The organism is Sphingobacterium sp. 40-24 (assembly GCF_001899705.1).
GTDB lineage: Bacteria > Bacteroidota > Bacteroidia > Sphingobacteriales > Sphingobacteriaceae > Sphingobacterium > Sphingobacterium multivorum.
Window position 1 is genome coordinate 19,420 of the sequence record NZ_MKWH01000008.1, and the last position, 22,258, is coordinate 41,677.

Sequence of the window (22,258 nt, forward strand, 5' to 3'; positions counted from 1 at the left end):
ATTTGGGAGTCCTTCTGCTCAAATTCAGAAACATCACTAAGTAAATTGGGCTTCCAAGCTACTAGTCAGACTATAAAACGTATTCTTGCATATAAAAATCAATTTATCTATGTTTGAAATATACAAATTGTGTTAATTTAAATAGATCAAGAACAAGCAAGCTCATATGATGTTCAAAAAGGTATTTTCTTTCGTTTTCTGCTGTTTGTCTACAGCCATTTTTTTCAACGTATCTGCACAAGATTTCAAGCTTTCCTCGTTGCCAAGTCAGTATCAAAAACCGGTCAAAAATGCACTAAAAGCTGCCGGCATGAATCGCACTGAATTAGAGAAAGTACTAGCGAATCTACCCAAAGAAATGCGTGAAGGGGCGGCTTTTCTCATAGCTTATATGCCCAAGAATGATTTAACGACTATTAAGAGTGATCATCTTATCCATAATATTGAAAAGGCTTACCAGGCAAGATCAACGTTTTCCTGGGCAAAGGAAATTCCAGATTCAATTTTTCTAAATGAGGTATTGCCCTATCGGGTTTTTTCTGAAGATCTCGACGATTGGCGTGGTGACTTCTACGATCGTTTCTCAAAATATGTGACAAATAGCAAAACGATAAAAGATGCCATTGTAGCCATAAATAAGAATATCAGAGATGAAGTGAAAGTCGATTACAATACGCAACGAAAAAAAGCAAATCAAAATCCATCTGAATCGATAAGCCAAGGAATGGCTTCTTGTACCGGATTATCCATTTTATTGATCGACGCATTGCGATCAGTAGGTATACCGGCTCGGATTGCGGGAACGCCAAACTGGCATGACAACCGTGGTAACCACAGTTGGGTCGAGGTGTGGATTAATGGTAAATGGTATTTTACTGAATATTATCCGGACAAAGACCTGAATTACAGCTGGTTTTTAGCAGACGCGGGTAAAGCCGATCCGAATAGCAAGGAACATTCTATTTATGCGGCTTCCTACAAACCGGCAGCTACCTCATTCCCGGCGTGGAGTGAAACAGAAGTGTATGCCGATAATGTTTCTCAGCGCTATATTGATCTATTCAATCAGCAATATAGCCAACAATTGAAGGACAAATCTTACACCCGTCTAAACGTAACCATGTATCTCAGTAAGGATCAATGTCAACCGGAAGGAAGAACAAAATGCAATGTAGATATCTTCCAAGGAAATGATCAAATTGGCGGAGGCTCGACTGCTACTAAACTGCAGGATGCGAATGATCATTTAACATTTATCGTGAAAAAAAATCAGTCTTATACATTGAGGTACAGCAATAAAAATGGGCCTACCGAAAAGAAAGTAACTGTAAATGATGAGCCTTTAAATGTGATATTATACTTCAATTAATGTAGATTATTATTTCGTAAATTGAAATTATGAAAAATATTTTTGACCAAACAGTGAGTGATGAAGTGATAGCACGGATTCAAAATCTTAATCCAGGCAGCAGTGCCCAATGGGGTAAAATGACTGTCGATGCCGTCTAATTAATCTCAGTTGCCAATTGGATCGCCAGGCGCGGGAGTGCACTGACGATCCAATTAAAGTTATCGCCACCAATGATAATAGTTATGCATGCCGTCGTATTCAAATCCACACCTCGGATAAAGACTATTACCGATAACATTTGTTTTCTCGGTCTCAAGCATCAGACCACAAGCTCCAGTCTCTTCACACCAAGCTTTACTTCGATCTATAAGCCGAACCGAAAGACCTTTACTCCGATGATCAGGATGCACAAATAGATCACTCAACAACCACTGCCGCTGCAATTTAGTATAATGAAACAATTTATAAAGCTGAACAAAACCAACCGCATGTTCGCCCTGGATTGCCAAAAAGATTTCTGACTCTCCGTTCAAAAATCGCTCCCTCAAAAATTCTTTGGCTTTTTCCAAATCCGATTCCTGTCTGTAGAAAATTCGATAAAGATTGAATAACGCTGCTGCTTGATCAAGATCCTCAAGACTTGCCTTTCTAATGTTATAATTCATTTCATTAAATAGTTTGATTTATAGTGCAAATGTATCCTAACTCTTTCGTATCAACCTCATCCAGATAGCAGATGTACAGTGGTCCAATCTTCGGTAGCATGGATTTCGATGCGACCAATAAACAAGTTCATAATAATTTCAAAAACAGACTTCATGCCCCTATAACTAATAGTTGTCGAATTATAAATGCTTCTGAACGAATTGTAATTCTTCGATGCAGTCAATTTATAAGGTCCCTATATTTAGATATGAAAAGGAGAAAATTAGCAGCTACAGACAGTGAAACCTTTATCAATTATTACCTACCAAATTGGCGATCCATTATCATTGGCAGTATTTTGATTTTAATGGGGATATCGACTTGTTTTATCGGTTATCATCCTCATAATTCACTTAAAGAGAATTTCAGCGCCATGGTACTTGACTTTAAAGACGTATTTCGCTTTTTAGTCTCATTATTTATGCTGTTACTCCACTTATCTTTTATTATCGGCGGCTTCCTTCTTCTAAAAAACAGCAGGAAAGTTATCCGAGCCCGGACAGATAAAAAAGGATTGTATTTTAAACGGATCGAAAAAAAGACCGGGAGTGTGTGGGCTTTGGCAGATCTGGATGCGCTGGTATTCGTGCCCTACATTCAAATCGTTAATATCCGCGTTATTGAAAGCAATTGGTTGGGTCCGAGACTTGAGCTTGAGACTTTTCAAGGTAAAGAAATCCTGACCATGTTGAACGTATTAAGCCGAAAACAAAAAGAGCAAATTTGCCAAACCGTGAAAGAATTCGGCATTTAATAAGATTTACTGGTCCTTTTTTTTTAAAGAAGAAAGTTTACTAAAATCAGGACAAACTGATCCTAGTAAACTTTTAATTTGATTTACTTGTTCGTATAATTTTATAATCAATCGTTGGGTAACAACTGATCGACATATTCTCTGATCTCTTGGGGTAACATCAGATAAACCGAGGTTTTCAGATTTGCTTTACTTGGTTCCCCATCGATGAAAATATTCTTAAATCCTTCATTGAGCCATTTCCCCTCATCTTCTAGATATCCATGATATTTGCTGTTTAAATTCTCAATAATATTATTATCGTTTCCCATGTTTTCCGTCATTTATTATATGTAATCTGCATCTAAAATATTCGACAGGGAAACATCAACTTTGGTGCCACTCCTCCTTAAAATTTTTAAATTTGGCTATCCAATAGCATGTTTTAAGTTTTCTTAACATTTACATAAGCTAACAGGACAAAACCACTAAGCGTTATATATCAATACATTACAATTCTAAAAAAAACTACTTATTTTGCTTAAGTTGATATTATTTGCAATTTTTAGTAGTGAATACCGTAATTTTGTATTTTAATGTTTATAAACCTTTTACTTATGATACTAATAGCAGTTTTACTTCCTTGGTTATCGTTTTTTTTACGTGGTAAAATTCTAAGTGGCATTCTCTGTTTGATCCTTCAGATAACTATACTTGGTTGGATACCCGCAGCCATATGGGCGGTTGCATCGCGTGTTGACGGGAAAAATGAACAGCGCATGCGTAAATTGGAACGCAATATGCGCAATTACCGATAAATCATTAGGGCTCCGTTATTCGATAACCCGAACATCATTTAGATTCCAAAAATTGTTGTACTTGTTTTAATGTAAAATCAATCAGTTCAACGTCGACATCGCCATTAAAATCAGCCATCATATAGTTGCCATGATTTGCCGGTAGAATAAGTAATCGTGCAGCAGGAATCTGCTGTTGCATAGCAGCTAAATGTGTCGTTTTCACAACATCTTGGTCTCCGCCTAGCAAAAATACGGGGCAGGTCAAACGCGTTAAGGATTCGGCGTCAAAATCCTGAAAGTGTATCATGCGCTGGCTGTCTTTTTCATACATATTTCTAAACTTCTCTGGATCTGGGTTCAGCTTCATAAAATTCTCCTTCAGAAATGGCGGCATATCGTTAATAGTTGACGCTTCCATACTTTCAAAAAAACCATCCAGAAGCCCCTCTCTTTTGGTATTTCCAGATGCTGCTATCAGCTTTTCGACCTTGTCTGGATACATCGTCGCAAATTTCAAAAGGGTTGTCGCTCCATTACTAAAGCCAAAAAACGAAGCTTTTCCGATGGAAAGAAAATCTAGAACAGCCAAAATATCTTTGGCATCCTGCTCGAATGTTTCAGCTGAGGATCGATGATCGGATCTTCCATGATTTTGGAGATCTATCAAAATCAACTGATACTGATCATGCAACCTTTTTACAGTCTCCTCAAAATCCGAAAAACCGGAGGAGCCACCACCATGAATCAGTACGAGAGGTTTTCCTGTGCCAAATATTTCGTAGTAAAGTTTTATCCCGTTAGCAGGTGCATAACCGCTTTTCGATTCTATTTCACGCATAATTTATACTAAATGGTCTATATTTTTATCATTAGCAACACGCTTCTACAGCGATTTGTTTTCTATAAATTTTTTAAAACTTAACAAGACCCCATCGGTAAAAGACTGTTGCAGGTCCAAACTTGTAAACGGATCAGGATCGAAAGTTTCGCGAATAATTGTATTGTTGTCAATCGCCTGAAATTCCACAATACACTTTCTTCCCCCACTGTTACTTTCAATAGACTCCATCCAAATAATCTCATCGTACACACCCACATAATCAAATCCTTCGCGACTATATTTTTGTTCCATTCTAAAATTAAACATCCCTCCTTCCCTAAAATCGATACCAGCAGCCGGACAGTGCCAATCGTCAAATGGAATATTCCATTGCATAATTGCCTCAGCATCATTCCAGTATTTCCAAACATCGGTTAGCTGCTTTTCAACTAAAATAACCGAAACCAATTTTTTTACAGGTTGATCTTTATGTTTCATAGGATGTTTTAAATGATAAGAATCCTTTTATCTATCTACACCGGTTTAAAATCATTCCGTTTAATGTACTGAGATAAAAGGCTACATTGAACGACATCACAATATTAATAAACTATACAGAAATTCGACTTGTCCTATGACAATATTGACGTACGCTACACATTTTTCTGCGATACTGTAGAGATACACTTTATAGCTAATTAAAGGATGAAAATCTAACGTAGTGGGTCGATAAAGAATAAACTGATGACTGTGGTATATTTATTGTACGAACCTCATGGAACATATAAAAACCGATTCAAATGAGAAAATTAGCATTTATAGCAATGAGTCTTGTTACTTTCACGGCCTGTAATAATACTCCCAAGAACAATGAATCCAAAGAAGCAGTTGATCAAAGCAAGGAAGAAGCAACCTCGTCGATCGGCGGCAACAAGGATGAGCACGGTTGCTTGGTCGCGGCAGGACAAACTTGGAGTGAGATCAAACAAGGATGTATCCAGGTCTTTAATGTTGGCTTACGCCTAAATCCAACGGAGAAAGAAGAAGGAAAAGCTGTCATTAGTGCCTTTGTTGTCCTTAGCGAGGATAAATCAAAGCTAGAATTATTCTTACCTGATGACAGTAAAAAAACCGTTATCCTAGATAAAGTTGAAAACGACATTTATCAGAAGGATAACTATAGATACGATGCTAAAAAATCAGTGCTTTATGTAAATAATACGATTAAATACAAAGGTGATGTCGAATAGCCTAGAAAGATTGAACTATTGGCACAATTTGCACTATATATGGCCCTGAATAATGATTCCCTATCATTTTATTCTCATTCACAGTAATATGATATTGGCCAATATCTTTAAATCTATAGGTAAACTCCTTGCCAAAAGGACCATCAGAAGAACCATCGGGCAGAAAAAGCTGACTAATTCGTACATTGGCTGTATCCATGGGAGTTTTTATTTTGATAAGAACCGAATCTGCCTGATGGACTGAAATGAAAATAGTATCTGTTTTCCCTGATACCATATTCATTTCCTTAGATCTTCCACCACCAAAAAAGGTTACGTTAGAAGGTAATTCCTGTGCCTTGTGCTTAGATTCATTTGTACTGGATTGTGGTGGGCGCTGAGGAAATTGACAAGCTCCATAAATAAAAATTGCCAACACATTCATGATCAATAATCGTAATTTGCCCATAAACTTTTACTTAGGATAACAAAAGCTATTAGATTACGGTTTTAGTTACGACAACTTTTTCAGTACAAAACAAACGCTGAAATTGAATTTGTTACATCCTCCACAAACTCCATTTTGATTTGATTGCATGTGGATTTAGTTCCCGTATTTTTTGATAAAAAGCATAGAAATTCCTATTCCAGAGGGAATAGTTATGCGTAAAACTGAAAATGGACTGTCCCTTACTATCCAATTGAACGACGACTTGCCAGATATAGTGATTATTAATTTGAGTCGATGTCCTACGAAGCGCAATGATATCCACTAACCTAAAGGATCTACCTGCCCCGCCTCTTCGACCGACAGCGTAGAAATAATTTTCATCAAAAAAATAATCTTCGTCACTTAGCAGATTATCTTCTATACCAAATAAAAAGGGACGTGATGACAGTTTTCTTAATTTATCTGTCTCAAAATGATCATTCATTTCATAGCTTTTTTTAACACCGTATAAATATTTCTTAGCTACATTTTTCCTATAGACTTCTATCAACATGACAACGATCAACACACAACTGAGAACCAAAATGATGCCTTTAGAATTCATTTATTCCACAAAAAGAAATTAACTTCCACAAGTCAGATAGAACATCGGAATTCCCCCTTCATCTTTCTCGATAGCATCTAATCCTTCGAAATACCTATGGTCACCGAGTTGTTTCTGAGCGATTTGTTGTTCAAATTGATAAAGCAAATCCAAAGCTGTAAAATGTAGTGGATGTGAAGGCCACGTGAGACAACACTCAGACGGAATGATTACCATTCTACCATGCGATATTATTCCAAGGACTTCCTTTCTTTTCTTTAAGATACCCAATATACCTTTTCAAGTAAGATTTCCCAATTTTACTGTTTACACCAACTTGATCTTCTCCTTCCAGGAAATAATCGGAAAATTGCAACCAATCAATAAAATGCTTTCTCGCATATAGTGACAAACTCTTGAGAACATTTAATGCCACAGGTTTTGGTAAATATCCAACGTCTGTTGCGGATGTCGTAATATGACTTACTACAGCAACAACAAAGGCATTTACCCCTGATTTGGAGATATCCCAAATGGATGTATCAATTTTGCAGTTTTTTCCCTCTAATGCGGTCCCTGTCTTTTCTATCCCAAGTAACGTAAAGTATGAACTCAACATTTGAAGACAAGTTTCTCTATCCGTTATACCAAAATCTCTCTGTAGCAATTTGATAAAATCACTTCTATATTGATCAATTCTTGGATAATTACCAAATTGATATAAGTGAATGGGATAACTACCATCATCTCCGGTACTTCCGAATACTGTAAACCAATCCCCAAAAACAATCACTCTAAATGCGGCTCCTAGCGCATTACCAAACTGTTCTTCATAAGGAATATTCAGAAGTATAGTGTTATCAGGTACTAAACTTCCCGCCCTTTTTTCCTCTTCGGCTTTCAAAGTAAGTTCATCTTTGGCTTCATTTACACCTTCCTTTGCCGCATTCAATAATTCTTTCAAAAATTTAAACATAACGGTATTGATATTAACTACTTAAAAGAAATCTTACTTACTATATTTTGCTACCAGCGCATAATCGTACGGGATTCTCATGGACAGCTCGCGTGCTTGCCAAATATCCCCTTCGGACGCCTGGTAGAAATCATAGGCATTTTTCAAGAAATTCTCGCCGTTTGGAGCTTCAACCCAATCTTTCTTCTCTCGATTGTAAAGTAAAATCATACAACTTACACAGCGATAATTACCTGCTGTTTTTGGGTTTTCAAAACAAGTTCCAACTTTAATATTAATCTTCTGATTGATTATCACATCGGTCAATTTACGATCTGTGAGATGAATTAATGCAATTTGTGCATCCTCATGATCGGGTCGTAACTTTGCTATTACTAATCGCCCAAAATCTGCTTTTTTAATTTTTTCGATTTCTAAAGCCCTAAATTCCGGCGATATGCGATTCGTATCGACCGGATATAGATCATCTTCGGCAGCCGTCACTTCTGTCGTCGTTACTTCGGTGGCTCCGGAAGCCAATAGCTGCTTATTTTTTTCGTAATTTTCCCAATCTGCTGCATCGTAGCTAACCCACTGCTGTATCTTATAGAGTAAGGTTTCCCTCTTGTTGACTTTTATAAAAAACGCTGCAATTAAAAATGAAACCAGCAATATGAACAGGATAATGAGGACTCTTTTCAAACTAAAAATATTTAATGAAGTATTTAAATCTGTAAAATCGTGAAAACATATCCCATGTTTTCATTGATCACCGTAAATCTGCACATAATTATTCATCCATTAAATCTGCAACCCATATTAGGTCAAAACTTAGCGATATTTGTAGCTTAATAATCAATATTTGAAAACAACATGACAATAGTTAATTTCAAATATTTTAACCAATTAAATACAAGTAGACTGTATGATTTCCGTATTTACTAGAGTAGGTCATAGACATCAAGGATAAAACTGAAATACATTGATACCAAATTGTATCTAATAACAGTTTTAAATCAATTTTTAGACAGTAGTCAATCATTGTTTATTCAGTCTACACTGAATGATCACTGAACAAGCACTGAGTAATCACTGAACAAGCACTGTCGAAAGTTAGAATCCGAGTACTGTCTGATCTTCCCTTTGTTGCCCTTGAAAATGATAAGAAAAAAATGACCAGCATATTGCATCCGAACACGTCAGCAAGCCCTTGATTAAGTAAACATAACCATAGATAGCCTATTTGACATCAATAAACTTAATTTGCTCAAATAATAGTCTGTTCAGATCACTGAAGATAAGTATGAGTTAGATCAGACAAATAGTTTAAAAATATCGAACAAGGCTGTCAATATATTCATAAAATGCTTCATAAAAAAGAAGTTACAAAGATCAAGCCAACTTATTGTTTAGCCAGAATGAGCTTTACAACTTTTTCAATAGGTCGACCAATTACGGCTACACCATCCTTTACAACGATAGGTCGCTCAATTAAGATCGGATACGCTAACATCGCATCGATCCATTGCTCATCGGTCAAATGAAGATTTTGGAATTTTTCCTGAAAAACAGATTCTCCTTTTCTGATAAGTTCCAAAGGTTTTAAATTGAGTTGTCCCAATAATTCAATCAACTGGTCTCTGGTTGGAACATCATTTAAGTACTCCTGCACTTCTATATCCACAGCTTGATGCTGTAGCACTTCCAATGCATTACAACTCTTGCTACAATTTTTATTATGATAAATTTTAATCATGGCCATAACATGTAAAGGGTATCTTTGTGATAAAGAAAAACAATTATTGGATAACGCAAAAATACGAACAAGATCACAAACAGTTTAAATAAAATACCATTAGCTAACCAAAAATTGGAATTCATTTTTGAGAAACTGATCCATTTATGACCTAGGATTGTTTCACTTTTTTTAATTTAGTGATATGAAATCAGCCGAAAGTGTAACAGATTTTTACAAAAGGCAACCAGGTTTAACTAATTTGGATTTGCCGCTAAATAATACCGGAATTGGGCATTTCAATGTTTTCAGTAGAGAATCCTGTACTGTCGTATCTCCGTACAATCGCCGTGATTTTTATAAAACCTCCCTTATTATAGGGCGTGGAAAACTATATTACGCAGATAAGTGGATACAAATCGATAAACCGGCAATGTTATTTGCGAATCCGGTTGTCCCCTATGCTTGGGAACCGGAATCCTCAGAACAATCAGGATGGTATTGTATATTTACAGAGGAATTTATACAGCATAGTGAACGGATAGAAAGTCTAAAAGACTCCCCGCTGTTCAAGATAGGCAGCAATCCGATCTATTTTCCGGATGAAACACAATTAGCAGAAATTTCTGCAATCTTCCAGAAGATGATAGTTGAAATGAACTCAAGCTACGTTCATAAAGATGATATGTTGCGAAGTTATCTACATCTTCTAATTCATGAAACCATGAAATCGAGTCCCGCAGCGAGTTTTGGATCTTATACCAACGCTTCAACCAGGGTATCGGGACTATTTCTTGAGCTGTTAGAAAGACAATTTCCAATCAATACCCTTCAGCTTAGCCTACAGTTGAAAAGCCCTGCAGATTATGCTCATGCGCTTTCGGTTCATATCAATCACCTCAACAGGTCGGTAAAAGAAGCCACAGGCAAAACCACCAGTACACACATTGCAAACCGTGTGGCCCAAGAAGCCAAAGCTTTGTTGTTGCATACCAATTGGAATATATCGGATATTGCCTACAGCCTAGGATTTGAATATCCTTCCTATTTCACCAATTTCTTCAAAAAGCAAACGGGGATGTCCCCAAACCAAGTCCGAAGCGGTTCTGTTTGAATTGTATAACAATCTGTTTGATTGTCTTAACTCCCTTCGTTTATTCCATGTGTACTTTTGTATTAAACAAAATGTCATTATTATGAAAAATAGAAATCTTGGAACAACAAATGAAAAACTCTCTGCGATTGGATTAGGTTGTATGGGAATGAGCTTTGCATACGGACCTACGGACGAGAAAGAGAGCATTGCTACATTGGAAAGAGCATTGGACCTAGGCATTAATTTTTGGGATACCGCAGATATGTACGGCAACGGTGCCAATGAGGAGCTTATTTCAAAAGTACTTGTTCCCAACCGTGACAAAGTTTTTATTGCAACAAAATTTGGGTTTCGCTTTAAAGATGAAGTAGCAGGTCCAAGTGGTACGGCAAACACCTACTTCGATGGCTCGCCCGAATGGATAAAATTAGCGGTGGAAAAAAGTTTAAAACGCCTTGGAATAGATACCATAGATCTTTATTATGCACATCGCGTAGATCCCAATATTCCCATCGAAGAGACCGTAGGCGCTATGGCGGAATTGGTTAAAGAAGGAAAAGTGAGGTATCTTGGCTTAAGCGAAGCATCCCCCGCCTCAATCATCAAAGCAAATGCCGTACACCCTATAGCTGCTTTACAGAGCGAATATTCGCTCCTTACACGCGATGTAGAAAAAGAAATCCTAAAGACTGTACGTCAATTGGGGATAAGTTTAATTCCTTATGCACCGCTAGCGCGTGGATTATTTTCAAATTCTTTAAATCTAGAAAATCTCGCTTCGGACGACTTTAGAAGAACCTTACCGCGTAATCAAGGCGAACATGCTTTGAACAATGCACAATTGGTCGCCGACTTCTCTCTACTGGCAAAAGATAAAAACTGTAGTCCTATACAGCTCGCTTTAGCGTGGGTACTGGCACAGGGAAATGACATCATTCCCATTCCAGGAACTAAAAAAAGAAAATACCTGGAAGAAAATGTGGGCGCCCTTGACATACAATTATCGAATGATGATTTAAAAACAATCGATGAAATACTCCATAAATACCCTAATATCGGAGCTCGATACAGCGAAGGTGCTATGGCTTTAGTTAACCATTAATCCATTTTTGAGATTATGAGTGGCTCGCCGGCACCACTTATAATCTCAAAAACTGTTCTCATCTGATCCAACTTTGTCGTGTTGTCATAATACACTATAGGAACAGACACCATCCGATTAGTATGTATTAATTATCGGGAATAGCAGTACGTAATGAAAAATAGAAAGAACTTCCTGCGCCATAATCACTTTCAACACCAATCTCGCCTCCTTGCGCTTCTATAAACTCTTTACTAATACTTAAACCAAGTCCTGTTCCACCTTTTTTGGATCCCGGTACACGAAAGTAGCGTGCAAATATTTTATCCAGATATTTAGGCTCGATCCCTTGCCCGCTGTCGGTAACGATAAATTTTGTTTTAAGTTCGTTATTTTCCACCCCTATACGAATGACCGAATCTTCATGCGAGTAACGTATCGCATTGGAAAGAAAATTGGTAAGAACCCAGGCAGTTTTCTCATTGTCAGCAAATATAGCTTTCACTTTGGGATCTACCTCGATAACAAAGTGTATATTTTTTTGATTCGCAGCAAATTGATTCGCCATGATAGCATATTCAATAATAGGCTGTATTTCTGTCGTATGTAAGTTAATTTGGATGGAACCACTTTCAACCTGGGTCATATTTAACAGTTCACCGGTTATTTGAAGCAGTCGGTTAGAATCCTCTTTTATTCCGTTTAACAAGGTGAGCTGTTCGGTATTCAGATGGCCTATTTGTTCATTTTCCAGCAATTGAACCCCCATCTGAATCGCAGCAATAGGTGTTTTGAACTCGTGAGAAACGGTGCCGATAAAGTTTGTTTTTGCAAGATCAAGTTCCTTAAATGGCGTAATATTCTTTAGGATAACCACCTGCCCAATAAACTTTGATTCCAGTTCACCAGTCGGCAAAACATTGATATCGATAACATCTTTCTCAAAATAGCTTTCTCTATCGTCCGCATAAATTTTAACAGCATTCTTTTCACGTTGCTCCACGGGAAGGAACAGGTCTTTAAAAATATCTTTAGCAAGATCATTTTCATCTGAAACCGCCAAAGCAGATCTTCCGAGAAGTTGATCTTTATGTAGATTGGTGATGCGAAGCGCTTCCTCGTTGACAAAAATAACACGTCGCTCTTCGTCGAAGCCTATCACCGGATCATGCATATGATCCACAAGAGACTCGATTCGACTTTTTTCCTTTAAAATTTTTTCAAGTTTACTTTCAGCGTATTCTTCAAGTTTCTCTGCCATGGAATTGAATGAAGCGACGAGTTCAGCAAACTCACCTCCGCTCTGTACCTGAATTCGTTCTTTGTAGTTCTGTCCTGCAATCTGTCGAATACTCGCTGTCAATTTTGCTATGGGATCAGCTATATTGGACGGCAAATTGACCAACAATATAAAAGCAATAATAAAACAGAGTGCCCCAGCAAATGAAATGACCAAAATTGCATGTTCTGCGGTGCGATCCGCAACAATACTCTTCCTAGAAATTGCCGTCATATTTTGCTCCATTAACAAAGCAATATCCTTTCTGATGGACGAGATAATAGTGATGTCTAAGGGCTTATATTTCAGTTTTAAAAAATGTTCAGCAATCGCGTTCGTTGTTTGTTGCTCTCCGACTTCAGTAACATTTCTCCGTTGTTTGTCAAGGTTGACCTCGAAGTTCTTAAAAGCAGTTTTTTCAACAGGAATTTCCTCCAAAGCCAATAACATATTCTTGGCATACAGCAGCGTGTTGTAATTTGCTGTCAATATATTTGCGGTATCCTTTTTTAACCGGTTTACATACCAGCCGCTTAAAGTGGCGAGTAGAAAGATCATGAGAAAAAGTGATCCTACACCAAAGGTAAGTTTCGTTTTTATTTTCATCTTATTCACAATTTACCTTTATCATTATGACAATATAATCAGGTCGATGTCTTCGGTCGACAGTTGCGTCAGCAATTTGCTAAATGTATCCTTAGCAAGTAACATCCTTAAAAGAGATAATCGTGGTTTACCAATACAAACTGTGGTGATCTTGCGGAGCTCGCACAAAGCGATAATCTCTTTTGCCACACTATGACTTTCCACTTTGATAATTTCACCACCAAGTTCTGTCGCCAGCTTAAAGTTATTGATCAGGTGCCGCTGTTTATTTAAGGCTATCCGATCGCCACGCTCTTTTGGCAACTGTACATACAGCAGAAACCAACTGCTATTGTAATATCCTGCTAAGCGCGCTGTTTTTCTGATCACGTTTTTTGCTTTTATTTCATTGGAACTTATACAAGCCAGGAAACGCTCCTTTCGTACCCATCGTTGAGGTTGAACTTCGATCTCCACTTTACGTTGAACCTGGGAAGCCACTTCTTTCAACGCCATTTCCCGCAATTGCAAGATATGTTCGCTTTTAAAGAAGTTTTGAAGTGCTGCCTGAATTTTTGAAGCGTCATAGATCTTGCCCTCTTTTAGGCGGATGATAAGTTCTTCTGCAGTAAGGTCAATGTTAACGACTTCATCGGCGGAATCAATAACACTGTCAGGGACACGTTCTTGCACTTCAACCCCTGTAATCGCTTTAACCTCCTCGTTTAAACTCTCAATATGCTGGATATTTACAGCGCTGATCACATTAATCCCGGCTTCCAGAATCTCCATAACATCCTGCCACCTTTTGGTATTTTTGCTACCTTCAATATTGGTATGTGCCAGCTCATCGATAATGACTACCTCAGGATGTGAATTCAAAACAGCATAAAGATCCAGTTCCTCTAACTGTTTGCCTTTATAAAAAAGATGGCGTCGGGCTATAACGGGTAGACCATCCAGCAATTGATGGGTTTCCTTCCGATTATGTGTCTCAATATAGCCAATACGCACATCGATTCCTCCCTGTAAAAGTGTATGGGCATCCTGTAACATGCGGTAAGTTTTTCCGACGCCTGCACTCATGCCGATATAAAGTTTGAAGCGACCTCTTCTCGATTTTCGGATAAGGTCCAAAAAGTGTTCAGCGCTTTTCCTTTCTTCCATTTTTATTGCCTTTCATTTCAGAAAGTTCCTGCCGATCCAACACACGACAGGAACGATTGTTTTAAAAACTAACTGTAAGTGCTGTGACAGCCGTCAAACTATTTTTCACCAACTTATTTGTCCGATCAAGGAAAATAGCATCTTTATTGGTGAGATTACGTAGTTCCGTGCGCCAAACGACATTGGGAAGAATTGCATAATCTGCATTTAAAGAATAGCCAAACGTTTGAAAACCTTGATCTGTCGTAGTCGAAACGATTACACCATGCTTATCGTTGTAATATTCTCCTCTTGCTGTTAAGCTAAATTTTTCGGTCGTCGCATATCGTGCAATTAACACAGGCGTGTACCATACATTGTACGTTGAGCTACCTTTTGCTTTTTGTTCCGCTCCAATATCAAATCCGAATGTAATTCCCAGCTTTTCATTCATTTGATAAATGGCATATAGATTATGAAAATAGCGCATCTGTCTGACGCTATCCGCTTTATCACTGCCAATAAAAGAACCACTATTGATAGTCCATTTAGCTGTCGGTTTATAGACTAATTGATGTCCAAATGCAGGTAAACTGCTACCATCCACCCGTTGAATCCGCTGCCATCCGTTTAAAATAAGCCCGCTTAAAAATAGTTTTCCTGATGCGGATGTATAGGATATTTTTGCGCCGGTTTCAAAATAAGGGGAATTATCAGCAAAAATACTCCTTGTTACAGTCCAATTATCCTTTCCTATAGCGCTTTCAAAGCCCAAGTGGGATGAAAATATTCCAGCATCGATCCATAGATTATGTTTTTTCGAGATACGAACACCGGCATTCGCTTCGTAAATATTTTTTAAGACACCGGGTTCCGCACTGTAGTTCGCATTCATATATGTACCGACACCAAAAGCAAGATTTGCACGTGTATTTGTTGTTTCGTACGCAGCTTTTAAAAGTGCCAAGTTTATGTTTACTTCATTTGTTCTGTTGTGACTATATACAAAGCCTGGGCGTGTATTTCCAATTGGGTTGTTAAAGTCCCGAAGGTAATATGCTTCAAGGTAACCACTGATAGACAATTGGGTATTTTGAGTTGTATCTTGCTGTGCAAATAATTGTGTTGCTCCTGCGAGTAAACAGGCCAACATCGCTAGTTTTTTCATGTATATCGTTCTTGTAAAGTGTAAATCAATGACCCATCAGGTCAATTTTATTTTTCAACCATCTTGTCCAAAGCAATATTTAGTTCAAGGACATTGATTTTGCGAGGTCCAAACATATTCCATAGAGGGGTCTGAACGTGAGCATCAACGAGAGACTGTAAGCTATTTACCGATATACCTCTTGCTTTCGCAACACGATCGATTTGTATTTTTGCGGCCTCTACCGAGATATCTGGATCCAAACCACTGCCACTGGCTGTAACAATGTCTACCGGTACCTGTTCGCGTTTTACGGTGGGATTGTGGACTAAGAACGTATCAATACGGGCCTTAACTTCCGAAAGATATTCCCCATTAGAGGGTCCTTTGTTACTTCCTCCCGATCCTGCTGCATTATAACCAACAGCGGAAGGACGCGACCAGAAGTAATCATCACGCGTAAAGGCCTGTCCAATATTTCTGTAATACTTTTGCCCGTTGTACGCTAGCATTTCCCCTTTTCCATGATTAGGTGCTATCTGAGCTATTGCCCAAACAAGGGCCGGATATACAACTGACAGCAGGAGCAATAAAACTATTGTAATCTTTATTGCTGGATATATTTGTGTTTTCATCTTTGCTTTAATTATTAAAAATGTATTAGATAAATAGCGAAACCAGCAGGTCTATGACCTTGATACCAATAAATGGAACGAGCACTCCACCAAGTCCAAAAACGAGCAGGTTTCTCCGTAACAATGCGCTTGCGCCTATAGGTTTGTATGCAACTCCCTTTAATGCCAAAGGAATCAGTAATGGGATAATAATTGCGTTGAAGATGACAGCCGATAGTATGGCGCTTTGTGGACTACTGAGCTGCATAATATTTAAACCTTGAAGTGCCGGTATTGCCGCAATAAACAGGGCCGGAATAATCGCAAAATATTTGGCAACATCGTTTGCAATACTGAATGTTGTCAGCGTACCCCGGGTCATCAACAATTGCTTACCTATCTCCACAACCTCGATCAATTTGGTCGGATCATTGTCGAGATCGACCATATTTCCAGCCTCTTTTGCAGCTTGCGTACCGCTATTCATTGCTACACCAACATCCGCTTGTGCAAGTGCCGGAGCATCGTTTGTACCATCCCCCATCATGGCGACCAATCGCCCGTCAAGCTGTTCTTTTTTGATATAGTTCATCTTGTCTTCGGGTTTCGCTTCGGCGATGAAATCATCCACCCCCGCTTTTTCGGCAATATATTTGGCCGTTAACGGATTGTCTCCTGTCACCATAACAGTCTTAATACCCATTTTTCGCAACCTTTCAAAGCGTTCATGAATCCCGGGTTTTATCACATCCTGCAATTCTATGACACCGAGTACTTGTTCATTCTCGGCTACGACCAATGGGGTCCCCCCATTTTGAGAGATAAGCTTTACGCGCTCATCTATTTCCTGAGGAAATAGATTTCCAGCCTTTACAATGATATTTCGAATAGCATCTGTTGCACCTTTACGAATACGTGTCTGTTCAAAGTCTATTCCCGAGCTACGGGTTTCGGCGGTAAACTTAATGAATGCCGGGTTTTCGACCTTATAGCTCGATGGGTTGACACCAGCCAATTCGACAATTGATTTCCCTTCTGGTGTTTCATCCGCCATGGAGCTCAATGTTGCTGCACGTACCAGCGCTTCTTTCATGACACCATCGGCGGGATAAAAATTTGTCGCCTTACGATTTCCGATCGTAATGGTTCCAGTTTTATCAAGCAACAAGACATCAATGTCACCCGCCGTTTCAACTGCCTTGCCACTTTTTGTAATAACATTTGCACGAAGTGCGCGATCCATTCCCGCGATACCAATCGCCGATAAAAGACCACCTATTGTCGTTGGAATCAGACAGACAAAAAGTGAAATAAACGAAGCAATGGTGATACCGACATTGGCATAATCCGCAAATGGTTTTAAGGTCACCGTTACGATAATAAAAACAAGTGTAAAACCTGCCAAAAGGATGGTTAAGGCAATCTCGTTAGGTGTTTTTTGGCGGCTTGCCCCTTCGACCAGTGCGATCATCTTATCCAGAAAGCTTTCACCCGGTTCTGTCGTTACCTGCACGACAATTCGATCGGATAAAACCTTGGTGCCACCTGTAACTGAACTTTTATCGCCCCCAGCCTCGCGGATCACCGGTGCTGATTCACCGGTAATTGCACTTTCATCTATTGTCGCCAACCCCTCGATAATTTCCCCATCCAATGGAATTACATCACCAGCCTGACAAACAAAAACATCATTTTTTTTCAATTGAGCGGATGAAACGACCCCACCATCGCGCAGGGTTGCAGGAGTTTCCTCCCGAGTTTTCCGAAGACTATCTGCTTGCGCCTTTCCGCGGGCTTCGGCAATTGCCTCCGCAAAATTGCCAAACAGCAAGGTTAAAAATAGGATAAGAAATACTGTAAAATTATAACCAAGTGTACCTTGTGATTTTTCTCCGGTCATTATCCAAAGACAAACCACGGCCATAATCAACGTCCCGATTTCCACGGTAAACATCACTGGATTACGGAACATTATTTTAGGATTTAGCTTCACGAAAGATTGCTTTAACGCTTGTTGTACAAGCTCTTTCTGAAACAATGTTTTTTGACTGCTCATTTTTAGAATTCTTTAATTTTTACGTATTACATGGAAAAATATTCCGCAATTGGACCCAGTGCCAACGCAGGGAAGAAAGAGAGTGCTGCAATAATCGCGATCACAGCGAATACCATTAAACCGAATGTACTTGTATCAGTTTTTAGCGTTCCCTCGCCTTCAGGTATAAATTTCTTCTCAGCCAATAACCCAGCAATAGCAATTGGGCCTATAATCGGTATAAATCGGCCGAGTAACAATACGATACCCGTCGAAATGTTCCACCAAATGGTATTATCTCCAAGACCTTCAAAACCACTACCATTGTTGGCTGCGGATGAAGTATATTCGTACAATATTTCACTAAAACCATGGAATCCAGGGTTATTCAATGTAGAAGCACCTTGGGCTGGAAACGCTGTCGCAAGTGCTGTACCGACAAGGATTAGAAAAGGATGGGCAAGAGCAACAATCATGGCGATTTTCATTTCGCGCGCTTCAACTTTCTTACCCATAAACTCTGGTGTGCGCCCCACCATCAAGCCACTAATGAAAACGGCGAGTATAATAAAAATGAAGAAATTGAGTATTCCCGCGCCCACACCGCCATAAAAGGCATTCACCATCATGGCTATCAGTTCGTTCATACCAGATAAGGGCATGTAACTATCATGCATAGAATTGACTGATCCCGTCGAAATCATCGTTGTGACAATACTCCAAAAGCCGGATGCTGCGGCACCAATACGTATTTCCTTTCCCTCCATAGCCCCCATAGACGTATCAATACCCATCTGTGCGATCGCTGGATTTCCAGCCATTTCCATTTTTATATTTGGAATCGTCAGGATGATAAACCCAATGGTCATCACGCCAAACATCATCCATGAAAATTTACGCTTGCGAATAAAAAAGCCGAATGCAAATATCATCGCCATCGGGATAATAAACTGGGCAATCATTTCCACCATGTTGGTCAAATAATTGGGATTTTCGAATGGATGCGCACTGTTCGCACCAAAAAAACCACCTCCATTTGTTCCCAGATGTTTAATTGGAACAAAGGCAGCTACTGGTCCTCGACTTACCTGTACGGTATCTCCAGTAACTGTAATCATACTGTCCTTACCTTCGAATGTCATCGGCATGCCTTGGAACACGAAAATGGCAGCAACCAGGACCGAGATAGGGAGTAAAATGCGGGTGCAAGATTTCACAAAGAAATCGTAAAAATTGCCCAATTGCGTTGTTGTTTTATCCCTAAAAGCTTTAAAAATAACCACTGCAGCAGCCATTCCCACGCCTGCAGTCACGAATTGGAGAAACATGAGCCAAATTTGTCCTAGATAACTCACGCCCGACTCCCCAGAATAGTGTTGGAGATTACAATTAACCAAAAAGGATATACTGGTATTAAAAGCCAAATCAGCAGTCATTCCAGGATTTCCATCTGGATTTAAAGGCAAACTTCCCATATTCATCAGGATAGCCATACTCAACAGGAACCACACTAGATTAATTGTCAGAAGAGCAAGGAGGTGCTTTTGCCAAGTCATCTGAACATTGGGATTAATTCCTGCCACTCGATAAAAAAAACGTTCCAATGGTTGAAACAATGGATCTAACCAGGTCTTTTCGTTACCATATACCTTAGCTATATATTTCCCGAGGGGAAGTCCGAGTAGTAATGTTACGATGAACATCACTATGATTCCAAGAATCTCTGTATTCATTTCTTTAATTGATTTGTATAAAAAGTGTATCATGATCAATCGTCAGCTAACTTTAAGCCCTTCTTTTGACTTCGTAATGCCAAAAGGACTGACTGAAAGCGCAGTTTCATCGCTGACAATGACGAATGAGTAATCTTGTTATTAAAATTTTTCTGGCCTTAAGAGTACATAACAGATGTATGTAAAAACCAGTAGTGCTACAATAAATAAAGCTGTCATTTACTTTGATATTAGAAGGTTATGGATTTGTTGTCCTTTGAGGACCTCTAAAAATGGTGTTGGTAGCTGGGCTTCGATTTCTGCCCATGCATGGACCGAACTTATGCGTCGAAGACCTCCTAAAGATCTAACAAAAAGATTTTCCAAAATGTATTTTACATAATTGTTTCCTCGTCCATAAATCATTCCGAGGAAATGAATATGCTGGCAGATTTTGTCCGTGCTTTGCAGTACTATTAAGCTCCGAAGATGATTAATAACAGCCTGTAAAGCTCCTGCAAAATTGTGCTTCCGTAATAGGAAACTAATCTCTGATCGGATTTCTTTGTAATGGAGCGCCATATACAGACCTGCACCGTATTGATTTAATTTTTTCATGTTGTTCGTAAAACTATGTATCAAAATCTACCCGATATAGAGTTGAAAAATCATTGCAATAATCAATACCACTACGATGACCTTCGCTATACGGTCGCCCGACACATTATGAGCGGAACCTCTGCCTTTATTTTCTTGCTTCTCTTTCATATTATTTATTTTATATTTTGCCGAAAAAGTCGACCATTTTATAGAATAACCAGAAGAAAAATAGTCCAGTTATGATGAGTACAATTGTTATTACCATTGTTAAACTTTATTAGTGACTTGCGATTTCATTTTTTAAACTTGAATTTAATGCTAGTAGCTTTGCCGATCGTCCCCCTCGGCGGACTCTTACCACATACTTTTCTTTTCCGTCCTGTTTTCATATTTACATTCATTTGTCCCCATAAGCCAAATCCTGTTCCACTGTACCGAAAAACATCATAAAACACTATTAATCAGATGATATAAAAAAAATAAGTCACAAAATAGAATTGGAGAATCCTATCATTTTGATAAGGTTATTTTATCAAAATGAGAATGACTATGCTGAAAATGTGATCAAATCATTATAATGTGTACCTTGTCATCTATGCTTGAAAGGTGACCAAAGAAGTATAGACGGCTTGAGCCGATTTATCTTTTAAAATGATGGGCCAGCACATTTTAAAAATTCATGAATGAATGGGAGAATATGTGAACCTCGGGATAAGTATTAGCAGAAGCACTATGTAACAAATTTGCAAAGGAATATGAAATTGTCTCCAAAAGTTCACATTAAAAATTATTTTAGGGAATACATATTGGTTGGGAAAACGTATTAAAGAGACACTTATAAAAATAAAAACAATGATAAACTTAAACCTTTTCAAAAAAATCACCTTATGGGTCTTTCTGGGCTGTATTTTACTCTCCTGTCAAAATGAAAAAAGCAGTCCCAATACATTGACAGAAGAAGAGCAACGTAATGGCTGGCAACTTTTATTTGATGGTAGCACGCTCAACAATTGGCATACGTACAATAATAGCAAAAATGCGCCTACGGCCTGGATTGTAAAAAATGGAACAATTTACTGTGACCCAAACAGTGAAAGCCAAAAATACGACTTGGTATCGGACAAAGAGTATAAAAATTATGAGTTTAAGTTTGAATGGAAGCTGGAAAAAGAGGGAAATAGTGGCGTTTTTGTCAACGTACAGGAAAGACCCGATATTAATGCGACCTACCATTCTGGACCGGAGTACCAACTGTTGGCAGATTCCCATCCTGATTTTGATAAACCGCTAAAGCGTTCGGGCTGTCTTTATACATTTCTACCGCAACAAAACTTTGTCAACATTAAAACGCAAGATGATTGGAATGAATCCAGTATCGTTCAGAAAGATGGAAAAATTACATTCTTCCTAAATGGAAAAATCACTGCTGAAATGGATTTTAATTCAGCTAAATGGAAAGATTTAGTAAAGCATAGTAATTTCAAAGATTATCCGGAGTTTGGTAAGCATATCAATGGGAAATTAGCACTGCAGGATTGGTCGAGAGGCGTATCGTTTAGAAATCTAAAAATAAAGCTTTTATAAAAAAAGTCCTTCACATA

At 38.5% G+C, this 22,258-nt stretch carries 25 protein-coding genes; 7 read left to right on the forward strand and 18 right to left on the reverse strand.

What is annotated here, in order from left to right; translation table 11 throughout:
* The first annotated feature begins 310 nt into the window (after window positions 1–310).
* Entirely contained in the window at window positions 311–1,369 is a 1,059-nt protein-coding gene (locus tag BGP15_RS02410) for a transglutaminase-like domain-containing protein (protein WP_167450473.1), read from the forward strand.
* Between the two features lie 200 nt (window positions 1,370–1,569).
* On the opposite strand, the gene BGP15_RS02415 is transcribed toward BGP15_RS02410, so the two are convergent.
* Window positions 1,570–2,016: a GNAT family N-acetyltransferase gene (locus BGP15_RS02415; protein ID WP_115049334.1), complete on the reverse strand. Its 447-nt coding sequence runs from the start codon at window positions 2,014–2,016 to the stop codon at window positions 1,570–1,572.
* Window positions 2,017–2,264: 248 nt separating this feature from the next.
* Between BGP15_RS02415 and BGP15_RS02420 the strand changes: the two genes are divergently transcribed.
* A complete protein-coding gene (locus tag BGP15_RS02420) occupies window positions 2,265–2,810 on the forward strand; it encodes a hypothetical protein (protein ID WP_115049336.1) in 546 nt (181 codons plus the stop codon).
* A 107-nt stretch (window positions 2,811–2,917) separates the two neighbouring features.
* Here the strand turns inward: BGP15_RS02420 and BGP15_RS02425 are convergent, their stop codons facing one another.
* Entirely contained in the window at window positions 2,918–3,121 is a 204-nt protein-coding gene (locus tag BGP15_RS02425) for a hypothetical protein (protein WP_139144971.1), read from the reverse strand.
* Between the two features lie 285 nt (window positions 3,122–3,406).
* On the opposite strand from BGP15_RS02425, the gene BGP15_RS02430 reads away from it, so the two are divergent.
* Entirely contained in the window at window positions 3,407–3,607 is a 201-nt protein-coding gene (locus BGP15_RS02430; RefSeq protein ID WP_046674694.1) for a YqaE/Pmp3 family membrane protein, read from the forward strand.
* A 34-nt stretch (window positions 3,608–3,641) separates the two neighbouring features.
* On the opposite strand, the gene BGP15_RS02435 is transcribed toward BGP15_RS02430, so the two are convergent.
* Window positions 3,642–4,427, reverse strand: coding sequence for an alpha/beta fold hydrolase (locus BGP15_RS02435; RefSeq protein WP_115045801.1), 786 nt, complete (start codon window positions 4,425–4,427; stop codon window positions 3,642–3,644).
* A 45-nt stretch (window positions 4,428–4,472) separates the two neighbouring features.
* The gene (locus BGP15_RS02440; RefSeq protein WP_115045798.1) at window positions 4,473–4,907 is read right to left on the reverse strand and encodes an SRPBCC domain-containing protein; all 435 of its coding nucleotides are present in this window, start codon (window positions 4,905–4,907) and stop codon (window positions 4,473–4,475) included.
* Between the two features lie 302 nt (window positions 4,908–5,209).
* Here BGP15_RS02440 and BGP15_RS02445 point away from each other — a divergent pair, with 302 nt between their 5' ends.
* Complete coding sequence (locus tag BGP15_RS02445; protein ID WP_147281971.1) at window positions 5,210–5,659, forward strand: hypothetical protein; 450 nt, start codon at window positions 5,210–5,212, stop codon at window positions 5,657–5,659.
* A gap of 1 nt (window position 5,660) precedes the next feature.
* On the opposite strand, the gene BGP15_RS02450 is transcribed toward BGP15_RS02445, so the two are convergent.
* The 5 genes from BGP15_RS02450 to arsC form a co-directional block, all read right to left on the reverse strand.
* Complete coding sequence (locus tag BGP15_RS02450) at window positions 5,661–6,107, reverse strand: hypothetical protein (protein ID WP_115045793.1); 447 nt, start codon at window positions 6,105–6,107, stop codon at window positions 5,661–5,663.
* 91 nt (window positions 6,108–6,198) lie between these two features.
* Window positions 6,199–6,573 (reverse strand): hypothetical protein, encoded by a 375-nt coding sequence (locus tag BGP15_RS02455; RefSeq protein WP_147281970.1) that lies wholly within the window; start codon window positions 6,571–6,573, stop codon window positions 6,199–6,201.
* A 337-nt stretch (window positions 6,574–6,910) separates the two neighbouring features.
* Window positions 6,911–7,648 (reverse strand): DUF1266 domain-containing protein, encoded by a 738-nt coding sequence (locus tag BGP15_RS02460; protein ID WP_115045787.1) that lies wholly within the window; start codon window positions 7,646–7,648, stop codon window positions 6,911–6,913.
* Window positions 7,649–7,681: 33 nt separating this feature from the next.
* Window positions 7,682–8,329 (reverse strand): hypothetical protein, encoded by a 648-nt coding sequence (locus tag BGP15_RS02465; protein WP_201303551.1) that lies wholly within the window; start codon window positions 8,327–8,329, stop codon window positions 7,682–7,684.
* A gap of 700 nt (window positions 8,330–9,029) precedes the next feature.
* The gene (gene arsC, locus BGP15_RS02470) at window positions 9,030–9,383 is read right to left on the reverse strand and encodes an arsenate reductase (glutaredoxin) (protein WP_112376581.1); all 354 of its coding nucleotides are present in this window, start codon (window positions 9,381–9,383) and stop codon (window positions 9,030–9,032) included.
* Between the two features lie 184 nt (window positions 9,384–9,567).
* Between arsC and BGP15_RS02475 the strand changes: the two genes are divergently transcribed.
* Both BGP15_RS02475 and BGP15_RS02480 read left to right on the forward strand, forming a co-directional pair.
* Entirely contained in the window at window positions 9,568–10,476 is a 909-nt protein-coding gene (locus BGP15_RS02475) for a helix-turn-helix domain-containing protein (RefSeq protein ID WP_115045785.1), read from the forward strand.
* Between the two features lie 82 nt (window positions 10,477–10,558).
* Window positions 10,559–11,560 (forward strand): aldo/keto reductase, encoded by a 1,002-nt coding sequence (locus tag BGP15_RS02480; RefSeq protein ID WP_115045783.1) that lies wholly within the window; start codon window positions 10,559–10,561, stop codon window positions 11,558–11,560.
* 127 nt (window positions 11,561–11,687) lie between these two features.
* Here the strand turns inward: BGP15_RS02480 and BGP15_RS02485 are convergent, their stop codons facing one another.
* The 9 genes from BGP15_RS02485 to BGP15_RS02520 all read right to left on the reverse strand — a co-directional run bounded on the left by BGP15_RS02485 (window position 11,688) and on the right by BGP15_RS02520 (window position 20,825).
* Window positions 11,688–13,424, reverse strand: coding sequence for a HAMP domain-containing sensor histidine kinase (locus BGP15_RS02485; RefSeq protein ID WP_070565433.1), 1,737 nt, complete (start codon window positions 13,422–13,424; stop codon window positions 11,688–11,690).
* A 24-nt stretch (window positions 13,425–13,448) separates the two neighbouring features.
* Entirely contained in the window at window positions 13,449–14,570 is a 1,122-nt protein-coding gene (locus BGP15_RS02490; protein WP_070565435.1) for a histidine kinase, read from the reverse strand.
* A gap of 61 nt (window positions 14,571–14,631) precedes the next feature.
* Complete coding sequence (locus BGP15_RS02495) at window positions 14,632–15,717, reverse strand: porin (RefSeq protein WP_070565437.1); 1,086 nt, start codon at window positions 15,715–15,717, stop codon at window positions 14,632–14,634.
* A gap of 47 nt (window positions 15,718–15,764) precedes the next feature.
* A complete protein-coding gene (locus BGP15_RS02500) occupies window positions 15,765–16,331 on the reverse strand; it encodes a K(+)-transporting ATPase subunit C (RefSeq protein ID WP_115045781.1) in 567 nt (188 codons plus the stop codon).
* A gap of 25 nt (window positions 16,332–16,356) precedes the next feature.
* Window positions 16,357–18,366: a potassium-transporting ATPase subunit KdpB gene (gene kdpB, locus BGP15_RS02505; RefSeq protein WP_115045780.1), complete on the reverse strand. Its 2,010-nt coding sequence runs from the start codon at window positions 18,364–18,366 to the stop codon at window positions 16,357–16,359.
* Between the two features lie 26 nt (window positions 18,367–18,392).
* Window positions 18,393–20,078 (reverse strand): potassium-transporting ATPase subunit KdpA, encoded by a 1,686-nt coding sequence (gene kdpA / locus BGP15_RS02510; RefSeq protein ID WP_115045778.1) that lies wholly within the window; start codon window positions 20,076–20,078, stop codon window positions 18,393–18,395.
* 141 nt (window positions 20,079–20,219) lie between these two features.
* On the reverse strand, window positions 20,220–20,297 hold the full coding sequence (locus tag BGP15_RS26900) for a potassium-transporting ATPase subunit F (RefSeq protein ID WP_084823209.1): 78 nt from the start codon (window positions 20,295–20,297) through the stop codon (window positions 20,220–20,222).
* Window positions 20,298–20,675, reverse strand: coding sequence for a DUF7674 family protein (locus tag BGP15_RS02515; RefSeq protein WP_112376186.1), 378 nt, complete (start codon window positions 20,673–20,675; stop codon window positions 20,298–20,300).
* Between the two features lie 27 nt (window positions 20,676–20,702).
* Window positions 20,703–20,825, reverse strand: a complete 123-nt coding sequence (locus BGP15_RS02520; protein WP_256604641.1) for a hypothetical protein — start codon at window positions 20,823–20,825, stop codon at window positions 20,703–20,705.
* Window positions 20,826–21,509: 684 nt separating this feature from the next.
* Here BGP15_RS02520 and BGP15_RS02525 point away from each other — a divergent pair.
* The gene (locus BGP15_RS02525; RefSeq protein WP_115045806.1) at window positions 21,510–22,241 is read left to right on the forward strand and encodes a 3-keto-disaccharide hydrolase; all 732 of its coding nucleotides are present in this window, start codon (window positions 21,510–21,512) and stop codon (window positions 22,239–22,241) included.
* Window positions 22,242–22,258 lie beyond the last annotated feature (17 nt).

Bases quoted from the DNA above. Each gene is read 5' to 3' on its own strand.
- BGP15_RS02495 (WP_070565437.1), bottom strand. From the start codon at position 15,717: ATGAAAAAACTAGCGATGTTGGCCTGTTTACTCGCAGGAGCAACACAA.
- BGP15_RS02490 (WP_070565435.1), bottom strand. From the start codon at position 14,570: ATGGAAGAAAGGAAAAGCGCTGAACACTTTTTGGACCTTATCCGAAAA.
- BGP15_RS02445 (WP_147281971.1), top strand. From the start codon at position 5,210: ATGAGAAAATTAGCATTTATAGCAATGAGTCTTGTTACTTTCACGGCC.
- BGP15_RS02460 (WP_115045787.1), bottom strand. From the start codon at position 7,648: ATGTTTAAATTTTTGAAAGAATTATTGAATGCGGCAAAGGAAGGTGTA.
- BGP15_RS02440 (WP_115045798.1), bottom strand. From the start codon at position 4,907: ATGAAACATAAAGATCAACCTGTAAAAAAATTGGTTTCGGTTATTTTA.
- BGP15_RS02415 (WP_115049334.1), bottom strand. From the start codon at position 2,016: ATGAATTATAACATTAGAAAGGCAAGTCTTGAGGATCTTGATCAAGCA.
- BGP15_RS02425 (WP_139144971.1), bottom strand. From the start codon at position 3,121: ATGGGAAACGATAATAATATTATTGAGAATTTAAACAGCAAATATCAT.
- BGP15_RS02500 (WP_115045781.1), bottom strand. From the start codon at position 16,331: ATGAAAACACAAATATATCCAGCAATAAAGATTACAATAGTTTTATTG.
- kdpB (WP_115045780.1), bottom strand. From the start codon at position 18,366: ATGAGCAGTCAAAAAACATTGTTTCAGAAAGAGCTTGTACAACAAGCG.
- BGP15_RS02475 (WP_115045785.1), top strand. From the start codon at position 9,568: ATGAAATCAGCCGAAAGTGTAACAGATTTTTACAAAAGGCAACCAGGT.
- BGP15_RS02450 (WP_115045793.1), bottom strand. From the start codon at position 6,107: ATGGGCAAATTACGATTATTGATCATGAATGTGTTGGCAATTTTTATT.
- BGP15_RS26900 (WP_084823209.1), bottom strand. From the start codon at position 20,297: ATGACAGCTTTATTTATTGTAGCACTACTGGTTTTTACATACATCTGT.
- kdpA (WP_115045778.1), bottom strand. From the start codon at position 20,078: ATGAATACAGAGATTCTTGGAATCATAGTGATGTTCATCGTAACATTA.
- BGP15_RS02480 (WP_115045783.1), top strand. From the start codon at position 10,559: ATGAAAAATAGAAATCTTGGAACAACAAATGAAAAACTCTCTGCGATT.
- BGP15_RS02410 (WP_167450473.1), top strand. From the start codon at position 311: ATGAATCGCACTGAATTAGAGAAAGTACTAGCGAATCTACCCAAAGAA.
- BGP15_RS02485 (WP_070565433.1), bottom strand. From the start codon at position 13,424: ATGAAAATAAAAACGAAACTTACCTTTGGTGTAGGATCACTTTTTCTC.
- BGP15_RS02515 (WP_112376186.1), bottom strand. From the start codon at position 20,675: ATGAAAAAATTAAATCAATACGGTGCAGGTCTGTATATGGCGCTCCAT.
- arsC (WP_112376581.1), bottom strand. From the start codon at position 9,383: ATGATTAAAATTTATCATAATAAAAATTGTAGCAAGAGTTGTAATGCA.
- BGP15_RS02435 (WP_115045801.1), bottom strand. From the start codon at position 4,427: ATGCGTGAAATAGAATCGAAAAGCGGTTATGCACCTGCTAACGGGATA.
- BGP15_RS02525 (WP_115045806.1), top strand. From the start codon at position 21,510: ATGATAAACTTAAACCTTTTCAAAAAAATCACCTTATGGGTCTTTCTG.
- BGP15_RS02455 (WP_147281970.1), bottom strand. From the start codon at position 6,573: ATGAATGATCATTTTGAGACAGATAAATTAAGAAAACTGTCATCACGT.
- BGP15_RS02520 (WP_256604641.1), bottom strand. From the start codon at position 20,825: ATGAAAGAGAAGCAAGAAAATAAAGGCAGAGGTTCCGCTCATAATGTG.
- BGP15_RS02420 (WP_115049336.1), top strand. From the start codon at position 2,265: ATGAAAAGGAGAAAATTAGCAGCTACAGACAGTGAAACCTTTATCAAT.
- BGP15_RS02430 (WP_046674694.1), top strand. From the start codon at position 3,407: ATGATACTAATAGCAGTTTTACTTCCTTGGTTATCGTTTTTTTTACGT.